General features: G+C 71.7%; 13 protein-coding genes. All 13 read right to left on the reverse strand.

The window, feature by feature from the left end; all coding sequences use genetic code 11:
* Positions 1-156 precede the first annotated feature (156 nt).
* Complete coding sequence (gene smc / locus ACGF2V_RS16195) at positions 157-3,774, reverse strand: chromosome segregation protein SMC (RefSeq protein WP_362707950.1); 3,618 nt, start codon at positions 3,772-3,774, stop codon at positions 157-159.
* Positions 3,775-4,184: 410 nt separating this feature from the next.
* Positions 4,185-4,397 carry a hypothetical protein gene (locus tag ACGF2V_RS16200; protein ID WP_362019063.1) on the reverse strand — a complete coding sequence of 71 codons (213 nt, stop codon included), beginning with the start codon at positions 4,395-4,397 and terminating at the stop codon, positions 4,185-4,187.
* A 179-nt stretch (positions 4,398-4,576) separates the two neighbouring features.
* Complete coding sequence (locus tag ACGF2V_RS16205) at positions 4,577-4,717, reverse strand: hypothetical protein (protein WP_362618780.1); 141 nt, start codon at positions 4,715-4,717, stop codon at positions 4,577-4,579.
* Positions 4,718-4,838: 121 nt separating this feature from the next.
* Positions 4,839-5,120, reverse strand: coding sequence for an acylphosphatase (locus ACGF2V_RS16210; protein ID WP_362618783.1), 282 nt, complete (start codon positions 5,118-5,120; stop codon positions 4,839-4,841).
* 675 nt (positions 5,121-5,795) lie between these two features.
* Positions 5,796-6,656, reverse strand: a complete 861-nt coding sequence (gene mutM / locus ACGF2V_RS16215; protein WP_362618786.1) for a bifunctional DNA-formamidopyrimidine glycosylase/DNA-(apurinic or apyrimidinic site) lyase — start codon at positions 6,654-6,656, stop codon at positions 5,796-5,798.
* A gap of 82 nt (positions 6,657-6,738) precedes the next feature.
* Positions 6,739-7,560 carry a ribonuclease III gene (rnc, locus tag ACGF2V_RS16220; protein ID WP_362707947.1) on the reverse strand — a complete coding sequence of 274 codons (822 nt, stop codon included), beginning with the start codon at positions 7,558-7,560 and terminating at the stop codon, positions 6,739-6,741.
* A 19-nt stretch (positions 7,561-7,579) separates the two neighbouring features.
* Complete coding sequence (gene rpmF / locus ACGF2V_RS16225) at positions 7,580-7,753, reverse strand: 50S ribosomal protein L32 (RefSeq protein WP_003965982.1); 174 nt, start codon at positions 7,751-7,753, stop codon at positions 7,580-7,582.
* Positions 7,754-7,755: 2 nt separating this feature from the next.
* Entirely contained in the window at positions 7,756-8,427 is a 672-nt protein-coding gene (locus ACGF2V_RS16230; RefSeq protein ID WP_362618792.1) for a DUF177 domain-containing protein, read from the reverse strand.
* 183 nt (positions 8,428-8,610) lie between these two features.
* Positions 8,611-9,693 carry a cell division initiation protein gene (locus ACGF2V_RS16235; protein WP_362618795.1) on the reverse strand — a complete coding sequence of 361 codons (1,083 nt, stop codon included), beginning with the start codon at positions 9,691-9,693 and terminating at the stop codon, positions 8,611-8,613.
* Positions 9,694-9,791: 98 nt separating this feature from the next.
* Positions 9,792-10,271, reverse strand: coding sequence for a pantetheine-phosphate adenylyltransferase (coaD, locus tag ACGF2V_RS16240; RefSeq protein ID WP_362618960.1), 480 nt, complete (start codon positions 10,269-10,271; stop codon positions 9,792-9,794).
* Positions 10,272-10,297: 26 nt separating this feature from the next.
* Positions 10,298-10,882, reverse strand: coding sequence for a 16S rRNA (guanine(966)-N(2))-methyltransferase RsmD (gene rsmD / locus ACGF2V_RS16245; protein WP_362618799.1), 585 nt, complete (start codon positions 10,880-10,882; stop codon positions 10,298-10,300).
* Positions 10,883-11,054: 172 nt separating this feature from the next.
* A complete protein-coding gene (recG, locus tag ACGF2V_RS16250) occupies positions 11,055-13,361 on the reverse strand; it encodes an ATP-dependent DNA helicase RecG (protein ID WP_362707943.1) in 2,307 nt (768 codons plus the stop codon).
* A 450-nt stretch (positions 13,362-13,811) separates the two neighbouring features.
* Positions 13,812-15,434, reverse strand: a complete 1,623-nt coding sequence (locus ACGF2V_RS16255) for a DAK2 domain-containing protein (RefSeq protein ID WP_362707941.1) — start codon at positions 15,432-15,434, stop codon at positions 13,812-13,814.
* Between the last annotated feature and the right edge of the window lie 137 nt (positions 15,435-15,571).

Below are 15,571 nucleotides of genomic sequence, written 5' to 3' on the forward strand. Positions count from 1 at the left end.
GCACAACTTTCCGGCTGCCACCACTTGAAGGAGTGAGACGGGCCGCGCGACCCTCGCGTTCGATTCCCGAAGGCGCTGTCGCCGCACTGGCGCTCATCCGTTCAAGAGAACGCGAGCAATGGGTTGGAGTGTCGAAGGCCGATGGCCTCTCGGGGTTCAGCGCAGCCGCTGGCTGATGACCTTGGAGACCCCGTCCCCCTGCATCGAGACGCCGTACAGCGCGTCGGCGACCTCCATCGTCCGCTTCTGGTGCGTGATCACGATGAGCTGCGAGCTCTCCTGGAGCTCCGCCATGATCCGGATGAGCCGCTGCAGATTGGTGTCGTCGAGGGCCGCCTCGACCTCGTCCATCACATAGAACGGGCTCGGCCGGGCCTTGAAGATCGAGACCAGCAGCGCCACCGCCGTGAGCGAGCGCTCCCCGCCGGACAGCAGCGACAGCCGCTTGACCTTCTTGCCCGGCGGCCGGGCCTCGACGTCCACGCCGGTCGTGAGCATGTTGTCCGGATCGGTCAGGACGAGCCGTCCCTCGCCTCCCGGGAACAACCGCGAGAACACGCCCTCGAACTCCCGGGCCGTGTCCCGGTACGCCTCCGTGAACACCTGCTCGACCCGCTCGTCGACCTCCTTGATGACCTGGACCAGATGGGCACGGGTCTTCTTCAGGTCTTCGAGCTGCTCGGAGAGGAACTTGTGCCGCTCCTCCAGGGCCGAGAACTCCTCCAGGGCGAGCGGATTCACCTTCCCGAGTTGCTGATACGCCCGTTCGGCCGCCTTCAGCCGCTTCTCCTGCTCGGCCCTGACGAACGGCCTCGGCCGGTTGCGCGGGTGCGCGGGGTCGTCCGGCAGCTCCTCGCCCACGGCGGCCGGCGAGGGGGGTACGAGCTGGTCGGGGCCGTACTCGGTGACCAGGGCGGCCGGCTCGACGCCCAGCTCCTCCAGCGCCCTCGTCTCCAGCTGCTCCATCCTCAGCCGCTTCTCGGCGCCGAGCACCTCTCCCCGGTGCACCGAGTCGGTGAGCTTGTCCAGCTCGTCCTTGAGGGCGCGGCCCTGGTCGCGCTCGGTCGTCAGCTCGCGTTCGCGCTCCGCCTTCGCCTCCTCGGCCGCGGACCGCTCGCGCTCGGCCCGTGCGACGGACACCTCGACGTGGGCCAGCAGCTGGCGCGCCCCGGACGCGACGGCGGAGGCCACGTGGGCCTCGTGCCGCCGCCGGGCGCGGCGCCGCTCGGCGCGGGCCCGGGCCTCGCGTTCGGCGCGGGCCGCCCGGTCGAGGGAGTCCGCGCGGCCCGCGAGCCCCTTGACCCGTTCCTCGTGGGTACGCACCTGGAGGCGGGCCTCCATCTCGGTCTGGCGGGCGTTGGCCCCGTCGGCGGCGAGCCGGTCGCGCACGGAGGTGTCCGGCTCCTCCTCGACCGGTGTCTCCTGGGCGACGAGGAGCCGTTCGGCCAGTTCCTCGGCCTCCTCCGTCGCCCGGTCGAGCGCTTCCTGGGCGCGCGCGGCGGACGCGGTCGTCCGCTCGGCCTCGCCCGCCGCGCCGCGGGCCTGCCCGGCGAGCCGTCCCAGCTGCTGGGCCACCCCGGACTTCTCCCGTTCGGCGGCCCGCCGCCGTTCCCCCAGTTCCTCGACCTGCCGGGCGCACGCACCGCGCCGCTCCCCCGCGAGCCGCTGGATCTCGGTCAACTCCGCGCACCGAACGGCCAGTTCCTCCATCTGGGCAGCGGCCTCGTCGACCGATGCCTGCACTTCGAGGAGGCTGGGCGCCCCGGCGGAGCCGCCGTGCGCGAAATGGGCCGAGAGAATGTCCCCCTCGACGGTCACGGCCGTCAGCCCGGGACGCGTGGCGACGAGTTCCTCGGCGTCCTCCAGCGTGCCGACCACCACCGTCTCCCGCACCAGCCTGCGCACGGCGTCCACCAGTTCGACGGGACCGCGGACGAGATCGGCCACGGCCGGGGGCGTCCCGGCCGGTCCCGAACCGGCCCCTTGGACCGGACCCGCGCCGGGCTCCTCCCCCGGATTCGCCGCCGGGCCTTCGACGGAGCCGCGGGCGCCCTCCGCCGCGCCCAGCAACAGGGCCGCCCGTCCCGCGTCCTGCTTGCGCAGCAGCCGGATCGCCTCCGCCGCCGTGGCCGGGTCCGTCACCGCGACCGCGTCCGCCGCGGCGCCCAGGGCGGCCGCCACCGCCACCTCGTACCCGGGTTCCACGGCGAGGAGTTCCGCGGCCGGTCCGAGCAGACCGGGCAGCTGGTCCCGCGCGCCGAGCAGCGCGCCCGTGCCGTCCTTGCGGCGCAGCCCGAGGGCCAGGGCCTCGTGACGTGCCGCGACGGCCGCCCGCTTCCGTTCGGCGGCGGTGGCGGCCTCCCGAGCGACGGAGAGCGCCGCCTCCGCCTCCGCGAGTTCCCGCCTGGCCTCCTCATGCCGCTCGCCGAGCTCCGCGTCGCCCGCGTCCAGTCCCTCGACCTCGGCCCTGAGCTGTTCGTACTCCTCCTGGGCGGCGACCGCCCGCTCCTGGGCCTCGTCGCGTGCGGCGGCCAGCCGGTCGATCTCGGCCTGGGCCGAAGCGGCCCGGCCACGGGCCGCATTGACCTGTCCGCCGAGCCGGGCGAGCCCTTCGCGACGGTCGGCGATGGCCCGGGCGGCGTCCTTGAGCGCGCGTTCCTCGGCGGCCAGCCGGCGTTCCAGCTCGGCACGGTGGGCGGCGGTGTCCTCCAGCGCGTGTTCCGCCGCCTCCAGGGCGGCCCTCAGTTCCGCCTCCTGCTCACGGATGCGGGCGGCCTCCCGCTCCATGTCCTGCGGATCGCGGCCGCGCCGCTCCTCCTCCACGGGCGCGGTGGCGCTCTTCACCCGGGCGTCGGCCAGTGAGATCGTGCCGCGCACCCGTTCGGCCAGCTGCGACAGCTCGTACCAGGTCTGCTGGGCTCGCTGGAGTCGCGGTGCCAGCCGCCGCACCTCGTCCTCCAGCCGCGTCTCGCGGGCCAGAGCGGACTTGAGTTCCGCCTCCGCGGCCTGCCGGCGTTCCTTGAGCGCCGCCTCGTCCGCGAGCTCGCTGCGCAGCGCGGCGCGCAGCGCGACCAGGTCGTCGGCGAGCAGCCGCAGCCGCGCGTCGCGCAGATCCGCCTGGATGACGGCGGCCCGGCGTGCCACGGCCGCCTGCCTGCCCAGGGGCTTCAACTGCCGGCGCAGCTCGTCGGTCAGGTCCTGGACGCGGGCCAGGTTGGCTCCCATCGCGTCCAGCTTCCGCAGCGCCTTCTCCTTCCGCTTGCGGTGCTTGAGCACGCCAGCGGCTTCCTCGATGAACGCGCGCCGCCCGGAGGGGTCGGCGTGGAGCACCGAGTCCAGCCGGCCCTGTCCGACGATGACGTGCATCTCCCGGCCGATGCCGGAGTCCGACAGGAGCTCCTGGATGTCCAGGAGCCGGCAGGTGTCACCGTTGATCTGGTACTCGCTGCCGCCGTTGCGGAACATGATCCGAGTGATCGTCACCTCGGCGTATTCGATGGGCAGCGCGCCGTCGGAATTGTCGATGGTCAGCGAGACCTCGGCGCGTCCCAGCGGCGGCCGGCCGGTGGTGCCGGCGAAGATCACGTCCTCCATCTTCCCGCCGCGCAGGGATTTGGCTCCCTGTTCCCCCATGACCCAGGAAAGCGCGTCCACCACATTGGACTTGCCCGACCCGTTCGGGCCGACGACACACGTGATACCGGGTTCGAACCGCAGCGTCGTGGCGGAGGCGAAAGATTTGAAACCACGCAGGGTCAGGGCCTTGAGATGCACGCCGCCGGACTCTACCTTTCGCTCTCGGTTTCACCGATGAAGGTGCAGGGCACATCAGGCGGTAAGGGCAAGGCGTGTGTCCGGGGGACCGTCACGCACAGCCTCCGGGTTCCGGTGAACGGCCCGGGCCGGGAGAGCGTGCGGCGGGTTCCGGAGCGAAGCGGTCGGGGGCGCCGGAAAGGCCCGGTCGGGGGAACGGAAAAAAGAAGGGACGCCGGGGCGCCCCTTGTGAGATCTTGCCGCGTTGGTGCGTATGCGATCTCGCTGGTACAGCGGCACATGGCGGACCACGGACTTGTCACGCGCGTGACAGATCAAGAGCGATGATCTTCAATGATCCGGCGACGATCCGGGTGATGATCTCGAACGGTTGGCGCGAGCGTCCCGACCGGGCCCCGGGGGCCATGCGGTCAGGTCAGCGCCGGCTGCGCCCGAGGTACGTCGATGTCCATGCTGTCGAGCAGCGACTCTTGGTGCTGGGCGGCGGCGTTGAGCGCGTCGTTCTCGTGCTGAATCCGTACAAGCTCGGATTCGAGGTCCTGCACGCGCTGCTGGAGCCGTCGCATCTCGGCGAGGAGTCGCGGGTCGGAACCGCCGACGTAACCGAGAAGCGCCTTTGCCATGATGGATGGTCCTCCACACTGAGTGACCGACCGATGCGGTGTGGGTCGTGAGGGAATCGCACCCGCGGCGCTCGGCAGTGCTTCCATCCACTGCTGTGCTGCTGCCGAACAGCTCTGCCGAACAGCTCAGGTGCGCGGGGATTTCAGCGTCTCACCAAAAAGTTTGACGGTCAACACGATCACACCCCGTAGAGCCGCGCGACACCGGGGGCGCGCGGCTTCACGATCATGCGGCGCGACTCTTCGGCGGGAGCCTCGGGAGGCGTGGAGATCATCCTTACTGCCGCAGCCTGGCATGCCAACCGATTCTTGGCAACCATCCGGTCATTCCGCAGGTCATTTCATGTGCACGCGGAGGGGGGCGGCCTCCTGCCACGGCAGGCTACTTATCGAACACAGACCGAACACCCTCCCCTGTAAGAATGACGAATCAGGGCAAGGTCAGCGGATCTCGAAGCCTTTGTATCCACCGCGTGGCGTGCCCCATATCTCAGTGACCCCGTCCACGTGCCCGGGCGTGTCGTCCGAGCGCAGCCACTCCAGCAGACGATGGCAATTCTCACGCCGGCCCTCGGCCACGACCTGCACCCTGCCGTCGTCGAGGTTGAGGGCGAAGCCGGTGAGCCCTCCGATCTCCAGGGCGTTCTCCCTGGTGAACCAGCGAAAGCCGACTCTCTGCACCCGACCGCGCACCCATGCGGTGAGCCGTGCGTCATCGTCCATGCATGAACGCTAACCGGTCGGTCGTCCGCCGCCGACCGGCCGATCGTCCTCGGAGCGCCACTGGTCGAATGGTCATGGCGTACAGTCCCCCACGCACATGACCTCACCCCATCGGGTGATGGCGCGCTGCTGACGCCGAAGGTGGCGTCCACACTCCAGAAGGGCTCGGCAGATGGGACGTCATCGACGCTCCGCCGCAACTCCTGTCGTCCAGGACCGCACGGCGGGCGCCCCGGACCGGCACCAGAGCGCGTGCCACGGAAAGCGACGCGGCGCCCCGGTCCGCACGGGGGTGGTCGGCGCCTGCGCCGCCCTCGCGGTGGGAGCGGTGGCGGTCGCCTCGGGTCTGCTGCCCGGCGACGACACCGACGCGCTCGGTGGCACGCCTTCCGACCGGGTACACACCGAGGCGTCCTCGGACCTGCTGGACCAGGGCGGATCCACTGCCTCCTCCTCCGGCCGCTCCGAGCCGACCGCAGGTCGGGGTACCGGGCGTACGGACGCCCCCGGGACGCAATCACCCACCACTTCCCCGTCGTCCGCTTCCCCGTCGTCCGCCTCCCCGTCGTCCGCCTCCCCGGCGTCCGACTCTCCGTCGGACCCGTCCGGCGCCCCCCGGACGTCCGCTCCGAGCGGCCGGACCGAGCCGTCCCGGCTTCTGACCTGCCCGACGGTTCAGGAAGCGGCGCGCGGGGGCCGCTGGCAGCGCGGGCAGAAATAGCTGGAGCGGTTCATCCACGCCCGGCGGCGTATCGGCGTACCGCAGCGCCCGCAGGGCTCGTCCTCCCGGCCGTACGCGTCCAGCGAGCGGTCGAAGTAGCCGGACTCGCCGTTCACGTCGACGTAGAGGCTGTCGAAGCTCGTGCCGCCCTGGTCGAGCGCCGCGTTCATCACCTCGCGCACATGGCCGAGCAGCTCGGCCGACTTCGGGCGGGTCAGCGTCGCGGTCGGCCGGTCGTAGTGGAGCCTGGTGCGCCACAGCGCCTCGTCCGCGTAGATGTTGCCGACCCCGCTGATCAGCGACTGGTCGAGCAGAGCACGCTTGATCGTCGTACGGCGCAGGCGCAGGGCCGTGTGGAACGCCGCGTCGTCGAAGGACGGGTCCAGCGGGTCGCGCGCGATGTGCGCGATGGTGTCGGGCAGCCCGTCGGGGGTGTTCCCGTGGACCGAGAGACCGCCGAAGGTTCGCTGATCGACGAAGCGCAGCTCGGTGCCGAGGTCGTCGTCGAAGCGGATCCGGATGCGCAGGTGCTTCTCGTCGGGGGCGTCCTGCGACTGCACGAGGAGCTGGCCGCTCATGCCGAGGTGGCCCAGCAGCGAGCTGGAAGCGTCGTTGAGCGGCACCCAGAGATACTTGCCGCGGCGCATGGCCGTTCCGAGACGGGCGCCGCCGAGCCGGGCCGCGAAGTCGGCGCCGCCCGCGAGGTGACGGCGGACCGCACGCGGGTGCAGCACCTCGACGTCCGTGACCGTGCGACCGGAGACCCAGCGTTCCAGTCCCCTTCGTACGACTTCGACCTCGGGCAGCTCGGGCACGTTGTGGCTCCTCAGGGACTTTTCCAGGGTATCCGGGCAGGGAAAAACCCCTCGGTGCGCGGGGCGCCGAGGGGTTTTCGAGTCAGGCGGGAGCGATGCCCGCGGACGACAGGTCGGCAGGGGTGTCGGCGACCCCTCCGCCGGCGGCGGACCCGGCCGCCGCCTCCCGTGCTTCCACAGTGGCGCTGATCGCGCGCCACGCGGACTCCGCCGCCTGCTGCTCCGCTTCCTTCTTGCTACGGCCGGTGCCGGTGCCGTACGAGACACCACCGACGCGGGCGGCAGCGGTGAAGGTCTTCTCGTGGTCCGGTCCGGTCTCCGTGACGACGTACTCGGGAACGCCGAGGTTCTCGCTCGCGGTGAGTTCCTGGAGGCTGGTCTTCCAGTCCAGGCCGGCGCCGAGGTTCGAGGACCTGTCGATCAGCGGGTCGAAGAGCCGGTGCACCAGCTCCGAGGCCGCGTCGAGGCCCTTGTCGAGATAGACCGCGCCGATCACCGCTTCGAGGGTGTCGGCGAGGATGGATGCCTTGTCCCTGCCGCCCGTGCCCTCTTCACCGCGGCCGAGCCGGATGAAGGAGCCCAGTTCGAGGCCGCGGCCCACTTCCGCAAGTGCACGCGAGTTGACCACCGCGGCCCGCAACTTGGCCAGCTGCCCCTCGGGCAGATCGGGGTGGGTGCGGTACAGCGTGTCCGTGACCACCAGGCCGAGCACCGAGTCCCCGAGGAACTCGAGCCGTTCGTTGGTGGGCAGACCGCCGTTCTCGTACGCGTACGAACGATGGGTCAGCGCACGCACCAGAAGGGCGGACTCAAGGTGATACCCGAGCCGCCCTTCCAGAAGCGTGTGGGACGAGGCCGAGTTGACGTTGTCTGTCTGCTTCTTGCCGTTCGACAACTCAGACATCGAGCCTCTCACCAGCCGCTCAGACCTCGAGGACCTGGCGCTTGTTGTACGTGCCGCAGCTGGGGCACGCGATGTGCTGCAGCTTCGGCTCCTGGCAACGCTCGCACGAAACCAGGGTGGGGACCGCAGCCTTCCACTGCGACCGGCGGTGGCGCGTGTTGCTGCGCGACATCTTCCGCTTCGGAACAGCCACGGCTACTTCTCCTGCTTCTCGTCGACGCCCGCTTCGGCGCCGCCCATGTTGTCCTTCTCGCCGTCCTGAACGGTGTCGGCGAGTCCTTGCAGTGCCGCCCAGCGAATGTCGACGGCATCGTGGTGGTGACCGGGGTTCTCGTCCAGCCTGACTCCGCATTCGGAACACAGACCGGCACAGGACTCCCGGCACACCGGCTGCATCGGCAGTGCGAGCACCACCGCGTCACGCAGCACTGGTTCGAGGTCGAACAGGCCGTCCTCGACGAAGAGCCTGTCCTCGTCGTCCTCGGCGTCGTCGCCCGGTTCCGGCTTGATCGCACGGCCCCGGTCGTCGGCGTCAGGGTACGAGAACAGCTCCTGGAAGTCCGCCACGACCTCCTGGCGCAGCGGCTCCAGACACCTTACGCACTCCCCCTCGGCCGACGCACGGGCGGTGCCTGTGACAAGCACCCCTTCCATGACCGATTCAAGGCGGAGTTCGAGCTCCACGGGCGAGCCCTCCGGCACGCCGATGACTCCGTCGATGCCGAGAGCCGGTGAACCGGGTGCGTCCACCGTGCGGGTCAGCCGCTGGAGCGCACCTGGCCGACGACCCAGCTCGTGCGTGTCGAACACGAGGGGGCTGCGGTGGTCGAGGTGGCCGTTCAGGGGTTTTCCTGCTTTCGAGATCATGAGCGTCACGCATCGTGGGAGGCCGACCGGTTCCGGATCCGAAACGGGCAGCCAGGATCGCGGACATAGCGCGACCGAAGAGCCAGGATACTGGACACACCGCCCAGCTCCCAATCCGGTCCGCCCCGCCGCAGACCCGTCCCGGCCCACGGGGCGGGACGGGCGGGGCGCCTCACCGCCCGGTCAGCGCTCCTGCTCGTACTGCCGGAGCCGGTCCAGGTCGATCATGCTGGTGTCGAACAGGCTGGTCTCGTCGAGCGCGCTCCCGCCCTGCGCCTGCTGGGGCTGTACGGGCTGGTGCTGCTGCCAGCCGTCGTAGCCCTGGCCCGGCAGCTGGGCCCCGCTCTGGTCGTAGCCCTGCTGCTGGTGCGGTTGCTGCTGGTAGGCGGCGTACGGGTCCGGCTGCTGCTGGTACCCGTAGGGGTCCTGCTGCGGCTGCTCCTGGTACGTGTAGGTCTCCGCGTAGGCGGGCTGGGCCTGGGCCGGGAAGTGCGACGGGGGCTGCTGCCGGTCGGCCTGCGGCTCCGGGGTGGCCAGCTCGGCGAGGCCCGCCCAGTGGTCCTCGTCGCTGACGTGCACCGGGTTGCCCGCCGCGTCCTGGGCCGCCATGTGCGCGCCGAGCTCGTCGGTGGCGACCCGGCCGTGCAGCTTCTGCCTGCCCCGGCCAACCGCTTCCAGGGTCTTGGCGAGCACCGCCTCGAAGGCGCCGAGCTTGGTGTCCACGTACTCGTCGGCACGGCGCCGGAGGGTGTCCGGGTCGGTGCTGCGCTCGGGGGCCTCGGCGAAGTCCGGGTCCTCGTACCCCTGCGCGTCGTACGCCTGGCCGCGGCCGAGGAGCTTCTCGCGGCCCCGGTCGACGGACCCGATGGTCTTGGTGAGGACGACCTCGAAGTTGGCGAGCTTGCTGTCGACGTACTCGTCGGCCTCGGCGCGGACCTCGGCGGCCTCCCGGCGGGCCTCTTCGAGGATGCGGTCGGCCTCGGCCTGCGACTGCCGGGCGACCTCGGTACCGGAGATCAGCGAGTTGCGTTCGGCGTGCGCGGCCTCGACGATCCGTCCCGCCTCCTGGCGGGCCTGCTCGACCATCTGTTCCTGGCCGCCGATGAGCTCCCGTGCCTGGGCGAGCGAGCCGGGCAGGGCCTCGCGAACCTCTCCGAGCATCGCGAGCAGTTCGGCGCGGTTGACCACGCACGAAGCCGACATGGGCATGGACCGGGCGCTGCCCACCACCTCGACGATCTCGTCGAGTCTCTTCTGCACGTCCACCGTGTGCTCGCCACTCTCTACAGCCGATTGGAGACGGACGGGACGACTGTACGGCCAGTCGGCAGCCACCCGACACCCGGTGACGGGTCGTCAGCCGGTCAGCGGGACCGCAACCGTTCGGCGAGGGCCTCCTGGACCACCGGGGGAAGCAGGTGGGAGACGTCGCCGCCCCAGGCGGCGACCTCCTTGACCAGGGAGGACGACAGGAAGCTGTAGGTGGGATTGGTCGGCACGAAGAGCGTTTCGACGCCGGACAGGCCGATGTTCATCTGGGCCATCTGGAGCTCGTAGTCGAAGTCGCTGACGGCCCGCAGACCCTTCACGATCGCCGGGATGTCGCGCTGCCTGCAGAAGTCGACCAGGAGGCCATGGAAGGACTCGACCTGGACGTTGTCGAACTCCGCGGTGGCCCGGCGGATCAGGTCGATGCGCTCGTCGACCGTGAACAGCCCCTGCTTGGACTTGTTGATCATCACCGCGACGTGTACGACGTCGTACAGCTTCGAGGCGCGGCCAATGATGTCGAGATGTCCATTGGTGATGGGGTCGAACGACCCCGGACAGACGGCGCGGCGCAACGTGATTCCCTCGCTCTCCGGTGCGGTCATCGTGCGTCTTCGCACGTAGAGGCGGCGTGACCGTACCAAAGCGTGCCCTCGCCGTAGCGACGGGATCGCAGTGGCTCGAACCCCGCGGGCCAGCCGAATTCTCCGCCTCGGGTGCTGCGTTCCACGGTGACGAGTGCGTCCGCCGTGAGCCAGCCCTGAGCACGGAGTGTGATCAGGATCTCGCAGAGGTCGCCGTCGGTCACGGCGTAGGGCGGGTCGAGGAACACGACGTCGTACGGCTCCACGGGCGGGGGACCCGAAACGATCTGCTCGGCCCTGCCGGTGCGGACCTCGGCGCCGGGCAGTCCGAGGGCACGGACGTTGTCCCGGACGACGCGGACGGCCCTGGGGTCGGCCTCCACGAGCAGGGCGTGGGCCGCGCCTCGGGAGAGCGCCTCCAGACCGACGGCGCCGGACCCCGCGTACAGATCCGCGATCCTGGTGTCGTGGAGGCTGCCCAGGAGGGACTCCCAGGTGGAGAAGAGGCCCTCGCGCGCGCGGTCGGAGGTGGGGCGGGTACCGGTGCCGGGCGGGACGGCCAGGAGGCGTCCGCCGGCCGCGCCGGCGATCACGCGGGTCATGGGTGTCTGAATCCTCGGTTCGTGGGTGGTCCGCAGGGTGCCGCGGTGCCGTGCCACCCACCACGATATGGCGTCGGCGCTGATCGGGCCCGCGCGCCCGTCCTCCCCGCCTTCTCCTCGTCGCCCACCGTCCCCGGTCCCCGGTCTCCCGTCCCTCGCTCCGGCCGACCCCTCAGCCCTTGTCCAGGTACTGCTCGCGTTCCTTGTCCAGCAGGGCGTCCAGCGCGGTCCGCAGCTCGGGCAGGTGCGCCAGCTCGGGGTCGGCGGCGACGATGGTCGTCGCCTCCTCGCGGGCGGCGGCGATGACTTCCTCGTCGTCGATGACGGTGAGCACCCGCAGGGAGGAGCGCACCCCGGACTGGGCCTGGCCGAGGACGTCGCCCTCGCGCCGCTGTTCGAGGTCGATCCGGGACAGCTCGAAGCCGTCGAGGGTGGACGCGACCGCGGAGAGCCGGGCGCGGGCGGGACTGGCCTCATGGGCCTCGGTGACCAGCAGACAGAGGCCGGCGGCCGACCCGCGGCCGACCCGGCCGCGCAGCTGGTGCAGCTGGGAGACCCCGAACCGGTCGGCATCCATGATCACCATGGCGGTCGCGTTGGGGACGTTCACCCCGACCTCGATGACGGTGGTGGCGACGAGGACGTCGACCTGGCCCGCGGCGAAGCGGCGCATCACCTCGTCCTTGTCGTCGGGGTTCATCCTGCCGTGCAGGATCTCGACGCGCAGACCGGCCAGGGGGCCCTTGGCGAGTTGTTCGGCGATCTCCAGGACGGCGAGCGGCGGGCGCTTCTCGCCGTCGTCCCCGCCGTCCTTGCCGTTCTCGGCGCTGTCCGCGCCGTCGGCGGCCTTCTTCCGGGGCCTCGCCTTCCCGGCCGGCGCCTCGTCATCGGCGTCGTCCCCGATGCGGGGACAGACCACGTACGCCTGGTGTCCGTTCTCCACCTCCTCACGGACCCGCTCCCACGCGCGGGTGAGGAAGTGGGGCTTGTCCTTGGCGGGCACGACATGGCTGGCGATCGGCGAACGCCCGGCCGGCAGCTGGTCGAGCACGGAGGTCTCCAGGTCACCGAAGACGGTCATGGCGACCGTGCGGGGAATCGGGGTGGCGGTCATGACCAGCAGGTGCGGCGGCTGCTTGCCCTTGGAGCGCAGGGCGTCGCGCTGTTCCACCCCGAAGCGGTGCTGTTCGTCGACGACGACCAGGCCCAGGTCGTGGAACTTCACCTTGTCCTCGATCAGGGCATGGGTGCCGATCACGATCCCGGCCTCGCCGGTGACGAGATCCAGCAGGGCCTGGCGGCGGGCGCCGACGCCCATGGAACCGGTGAGCAGCACCACCTTCGTGCCCTGCCCGGCGCCGCCCGCCACCCGCCCGTCGCCCGCCCGCTGCTCCTTCTGAGGAGGCGCTTCGCGCCATAGTCCCCAATTCTCGGCCAGCTCCCCCATCATCTCGGTGATGGAGCGGTGGTGCTGCTGGGCGAGCACCTCGGTGGGGGCCAGCATGGCGGCCTGCCCGCCCGCGTCGACGACGCCCAGCATCGCGCGCAGCGCGACCATCGTCTTGCCCGAACCGACCTCTCCCTGGAGCAGCCGGTGCATCGGGTGTTCGGTCGCCAGATCGCCGAAGATCTCGGCGGAGACCTTGCGCTGCCCCTCGGTGAGGGTGAAGGGCAGCTTGGCGTCGAAGGCGTCGAGCAGTCCGCCGGGCCGGGGCCTGCGGGCCACGGCCGGAAGCTGGGCGTCCGTGTACCGGCGGCGGGCCAGCGCGACTTGGAGGACGAACGCCTCGTCCCACTTCAGACGGTCCCTGGCCAGGGCGATGTCCGCCTTGGTCTGCGGGCGGTGGATCTTCAGCAGCGCCTCCGGGAGCGAGGCGAACCCGCGGCCCTCGCGCAGCGCGGGCGGCAGCGGGTCGACGGCCTCCTGGGCGCTGGGCAGCACGGTGTCGACGGCCTTGGCGATCCGCCACGAGTCCAGTTGCTTGCAGGCGGGGTAGATGGGCAGCAGCCGCCCGGCGAAGGCGTCCACCGCCTCCGCCGCCTCGTCGGTGTCCTGGACGTCCAGCAGCTGGTACGTGGGATGCGCCAACTGGAGCTTCCGGTTGAAGACGGACACCTTGCCCGCGAACATGGCCCGCCGCCCCGGCAGCAGCTCTTTGTGCGGCTTGTGGACCCCGTGGCCGAAGAAGACCAGCTGAAGACGGCCGTGGCCGTCGGTGAGGGTCACCTCGAGCCGCCTGCCGCGGCCGTTGTTGAACGTCAGCACGCGCGCGTCCGCGACCTGGGCGACCACCGTCACGTGCTCGTCCAGCGGGAGGTCGGTCAGCGCAGTGAGCCGGCCGCGCTCCTCGTACCGTCGCGGGTAGTGGTGCAGCAGATCACCGACCGTGTGCAGGTCGAGGTGGTCGGCCATCACCTTCGCGGTGGCTCCGCCGAGCAGCTTCCTGAGTGGTTCATCGAACGCAGACACGCGATCCATTGCACACCACACCAGTGACAGATGCCGGCCACGCACCACCCGGAGTGCCGGATTGGGCCGGTCGGGGCGGTCACCGCGCACCGACCGCGCTGAGCCCGGCCGCGCCCCGGTCCAGTTCCTGCGCCACCGCGAGCCCGGAGGGCCGCTTCGTGTTCTCCGGCCCCGACAGGCAACCGGCGGCAGCCCTTGAAAAATCGTTCCGGGCCTTCTCGGTGAGCCGCCCGGCGGCTTCCCCGCCATTCCGGCGCAGACACGGCGACGCGCCCTCCCCCGGCGTCGCGGCCCCGACTCCTCGTCCGCGTCGGCGGGTTCGGACATGTCCGCCCGCTTTCCACGTCCCGCGCACGCGCATGAGCGCGGGGCGTGGGACGTGGCCGGGAGGCGTGCCCGGTGATCAACCCTTGCGGGCGCTCCCGGCACCGCACCGTCCGGCGGGCCGCAGTCGCGCGGCTACTCCACCCCGATCAGCAACGGCGCGCTCTGCCCGCCGCCCCGGTACACCACCGTGTCCACCGCCAGATAGCCCTCGCGCACGTGCTCCTCAAGCGCGTCGGCCAGGCTGTGCGGGACGTCCTCGCCCAGGACCAGGGTGACCAGCTCGCCACCAGCCGCGAGCATGCGGTCGAGCACGCCCCGGGCGGTCTGCGGCACGTCCTGGCCGATGACCGCGACGTCGCCGTCGATCAGGCCCAGCACGTCGCCGGCCTGGCAGATGCCCGCCATGGTCCACGACTGCCGCTCGGCCACGGCGAGTTCGGCGTAGCGGGTGGCACCGGCCGCGGCGGTCATGGCCACCACGTCCTCGTCGAAGCTGCGGCCGGGTTCGTGGACGGCGAGGGCGGCGACGCCCTGGACGGCGGCCCGGGTCGGGATCAGGGCGATCCTGATCCCCTCCGCGCGGGCCTGCTCCGCGGCGGCAGCGGCGGTGTGCCGCAACTCGGCGTCGTTGGGCAGCAGTACGACCTCGCGGGCATGCGCCCGGCGGATCGCGTCGACGATCTCGCCGCTGGCGGGCGGCTCCCCGGGGCGCGCCAGAACCGTCGTCGCCCCGGCCTCCTCGCACAGGTCGCGCAGCCCGTCGCCGGGGACCACCACGACGACGGCGCGCTGGACGGGTTCGACGTGGGGCGGCACCCGGTCCGCTCCGAAGTGGGTGATCCGGATGCGGTACGGCCGCCCGGCCTCGACGCCCGCCTCCACCGCCGCGCCCGCGTCGTCGACGTGCACGTGGACGTTCCACAGTCCGTCGCCGCCGACCACGACCAGCGAGTCGCCGAGCCCGTCGAGCCGCGCGCGCAGCCGGTCCACGGCGTCGTCGCCCGCCTCCAGCAGGTAGACGACCTCGAACGCCGGTCCGCCCGCCGCACAGTCCCCCGGCACCGGAGCGGCGGGCAGCGGGGCCACCGGCCCTGCCGCGTACGCGGGTTCGGGTGCCTTCCCGGAGACCGCCTCGACGAGCGCCCCGAGCACCGTCACCAGGCCCCGTCCCCCGGCGTCCACCACCCCGGCCCGGCCCAGCACCGCGAGTTGCCCGGGCGTCGCCTCCAGGGCCGTTCGCGCCCCCTCGTACGCCGCCAGCGCCACCGCCGCGGTCCCGGCCGCGCCCGGCGTGCGCGCGGCGGCCTCGGCGGCCCGGTCGGCCACCGTGAGCACGGTGCCCTCGACGGGGTGGGCGACGGCCTGCCGGGCGGCGGCGGCCGCGGCGGACAGCGCCCGGCGCAGGTGGCGCGCGTCGTGTCCGTCGGCCAGCACCCCGGCCATCCCGCGCAGCAACTGGGCCAGGATCGTGCCGGAGTTCCCCCGGGCGCCGATCAGCGCACCGTGCGCCATGGCCCGTACCGCGTCGACGGTCGCGGGCGCGGTCGTACCGGTCTCGTGGGCGGCGAAGACGGCCTCGACGGCCTGCGTCGCGGACTCGACGGTCAGATAGAGGTTGGTGCCGGTGTCCCCGTCGGCGACCGGGTACACGTTGATCGCGTCGATCGCCGCGCGCTCCCGGCCCAGCGCCTCCAGGGCCAGCGAGCACCAGGTGCGCACCGCGACGGCGTCCATGTCGTCGGCGGGCTGTGGCACCTGTGGTCCTCCTCGGGATCGGCCGGTGGTGGCCGGCTGCACCGCAGGGTAGCCCCCGCGCGGCCGGGACAGGCGGGACAGGCGGGACGGGGGCGGCGAAAGCCATGGTAGTTTCGTTCTGCCGACGCGGTCGTTGT

The organism is Streptomyces sp. NPDC047982, from assembly GCF_043204165.1.
Lineage (GTDB): Bacteria > Actinomycetota > Actinomycetes > Streptomycetales > Streptomycetaceae > Streptomyces.

Excerpts from the sequence above, each read along its gene's own strand:
- ACGF2V_RS16200 (WP_362019063.1), bottom strand. The coding sequence starts at position 4,397 with ATGGCAAAGGCGCTTCTCGGTTACGTCGGCGGTTCCGACCCGCGACTC.
- ACGF2V_RS16205 (WP_362618780.1), bottom strand. The coding sequence starts at position 4,717 with ATGGTTGCCAAGAATCGGTTGGCATGCCAGGCTGCGGCAGTAAGGATG.
- ACGF2V_RS16210 (WP_362618783.1), bottom strand. The coding sequence starts at position 5,120 with ATGGACGATGACGCACGGCTCACCGCATGGGTGCGCGGTCGGGTGCAG.
- rnc (WP_362707947.1), bottom strand. The coding sequence starts at position 7,560 with ATGTCTGAGTTGTCGAACGGCAAGAAGCAGACAGACAACGTCAACTCG.
- ACGF2V_RS16230 (WP_362618792.1), bottom strand. The coding sequence starts at position 8,427 with ATGATCTCGAAAGCAGGAAAACCCCTGAACGGCCACCTCGACCACCGC.
- rsmD (WP_362618799.1), bottom strand. The coding sequence starts at position 10,882 with ATGACCCGCGTGATCGCCGGCGCGGCCGGCGGACGCCTCCTGGCCGTC.
- recG (WP_362707943.1), bottom strand. The coding sequence starts at position 13,361 with ATGGATCGCGTGTCTGCGTTCGATGAACCACTCAGGAAGCTGCTCGGC.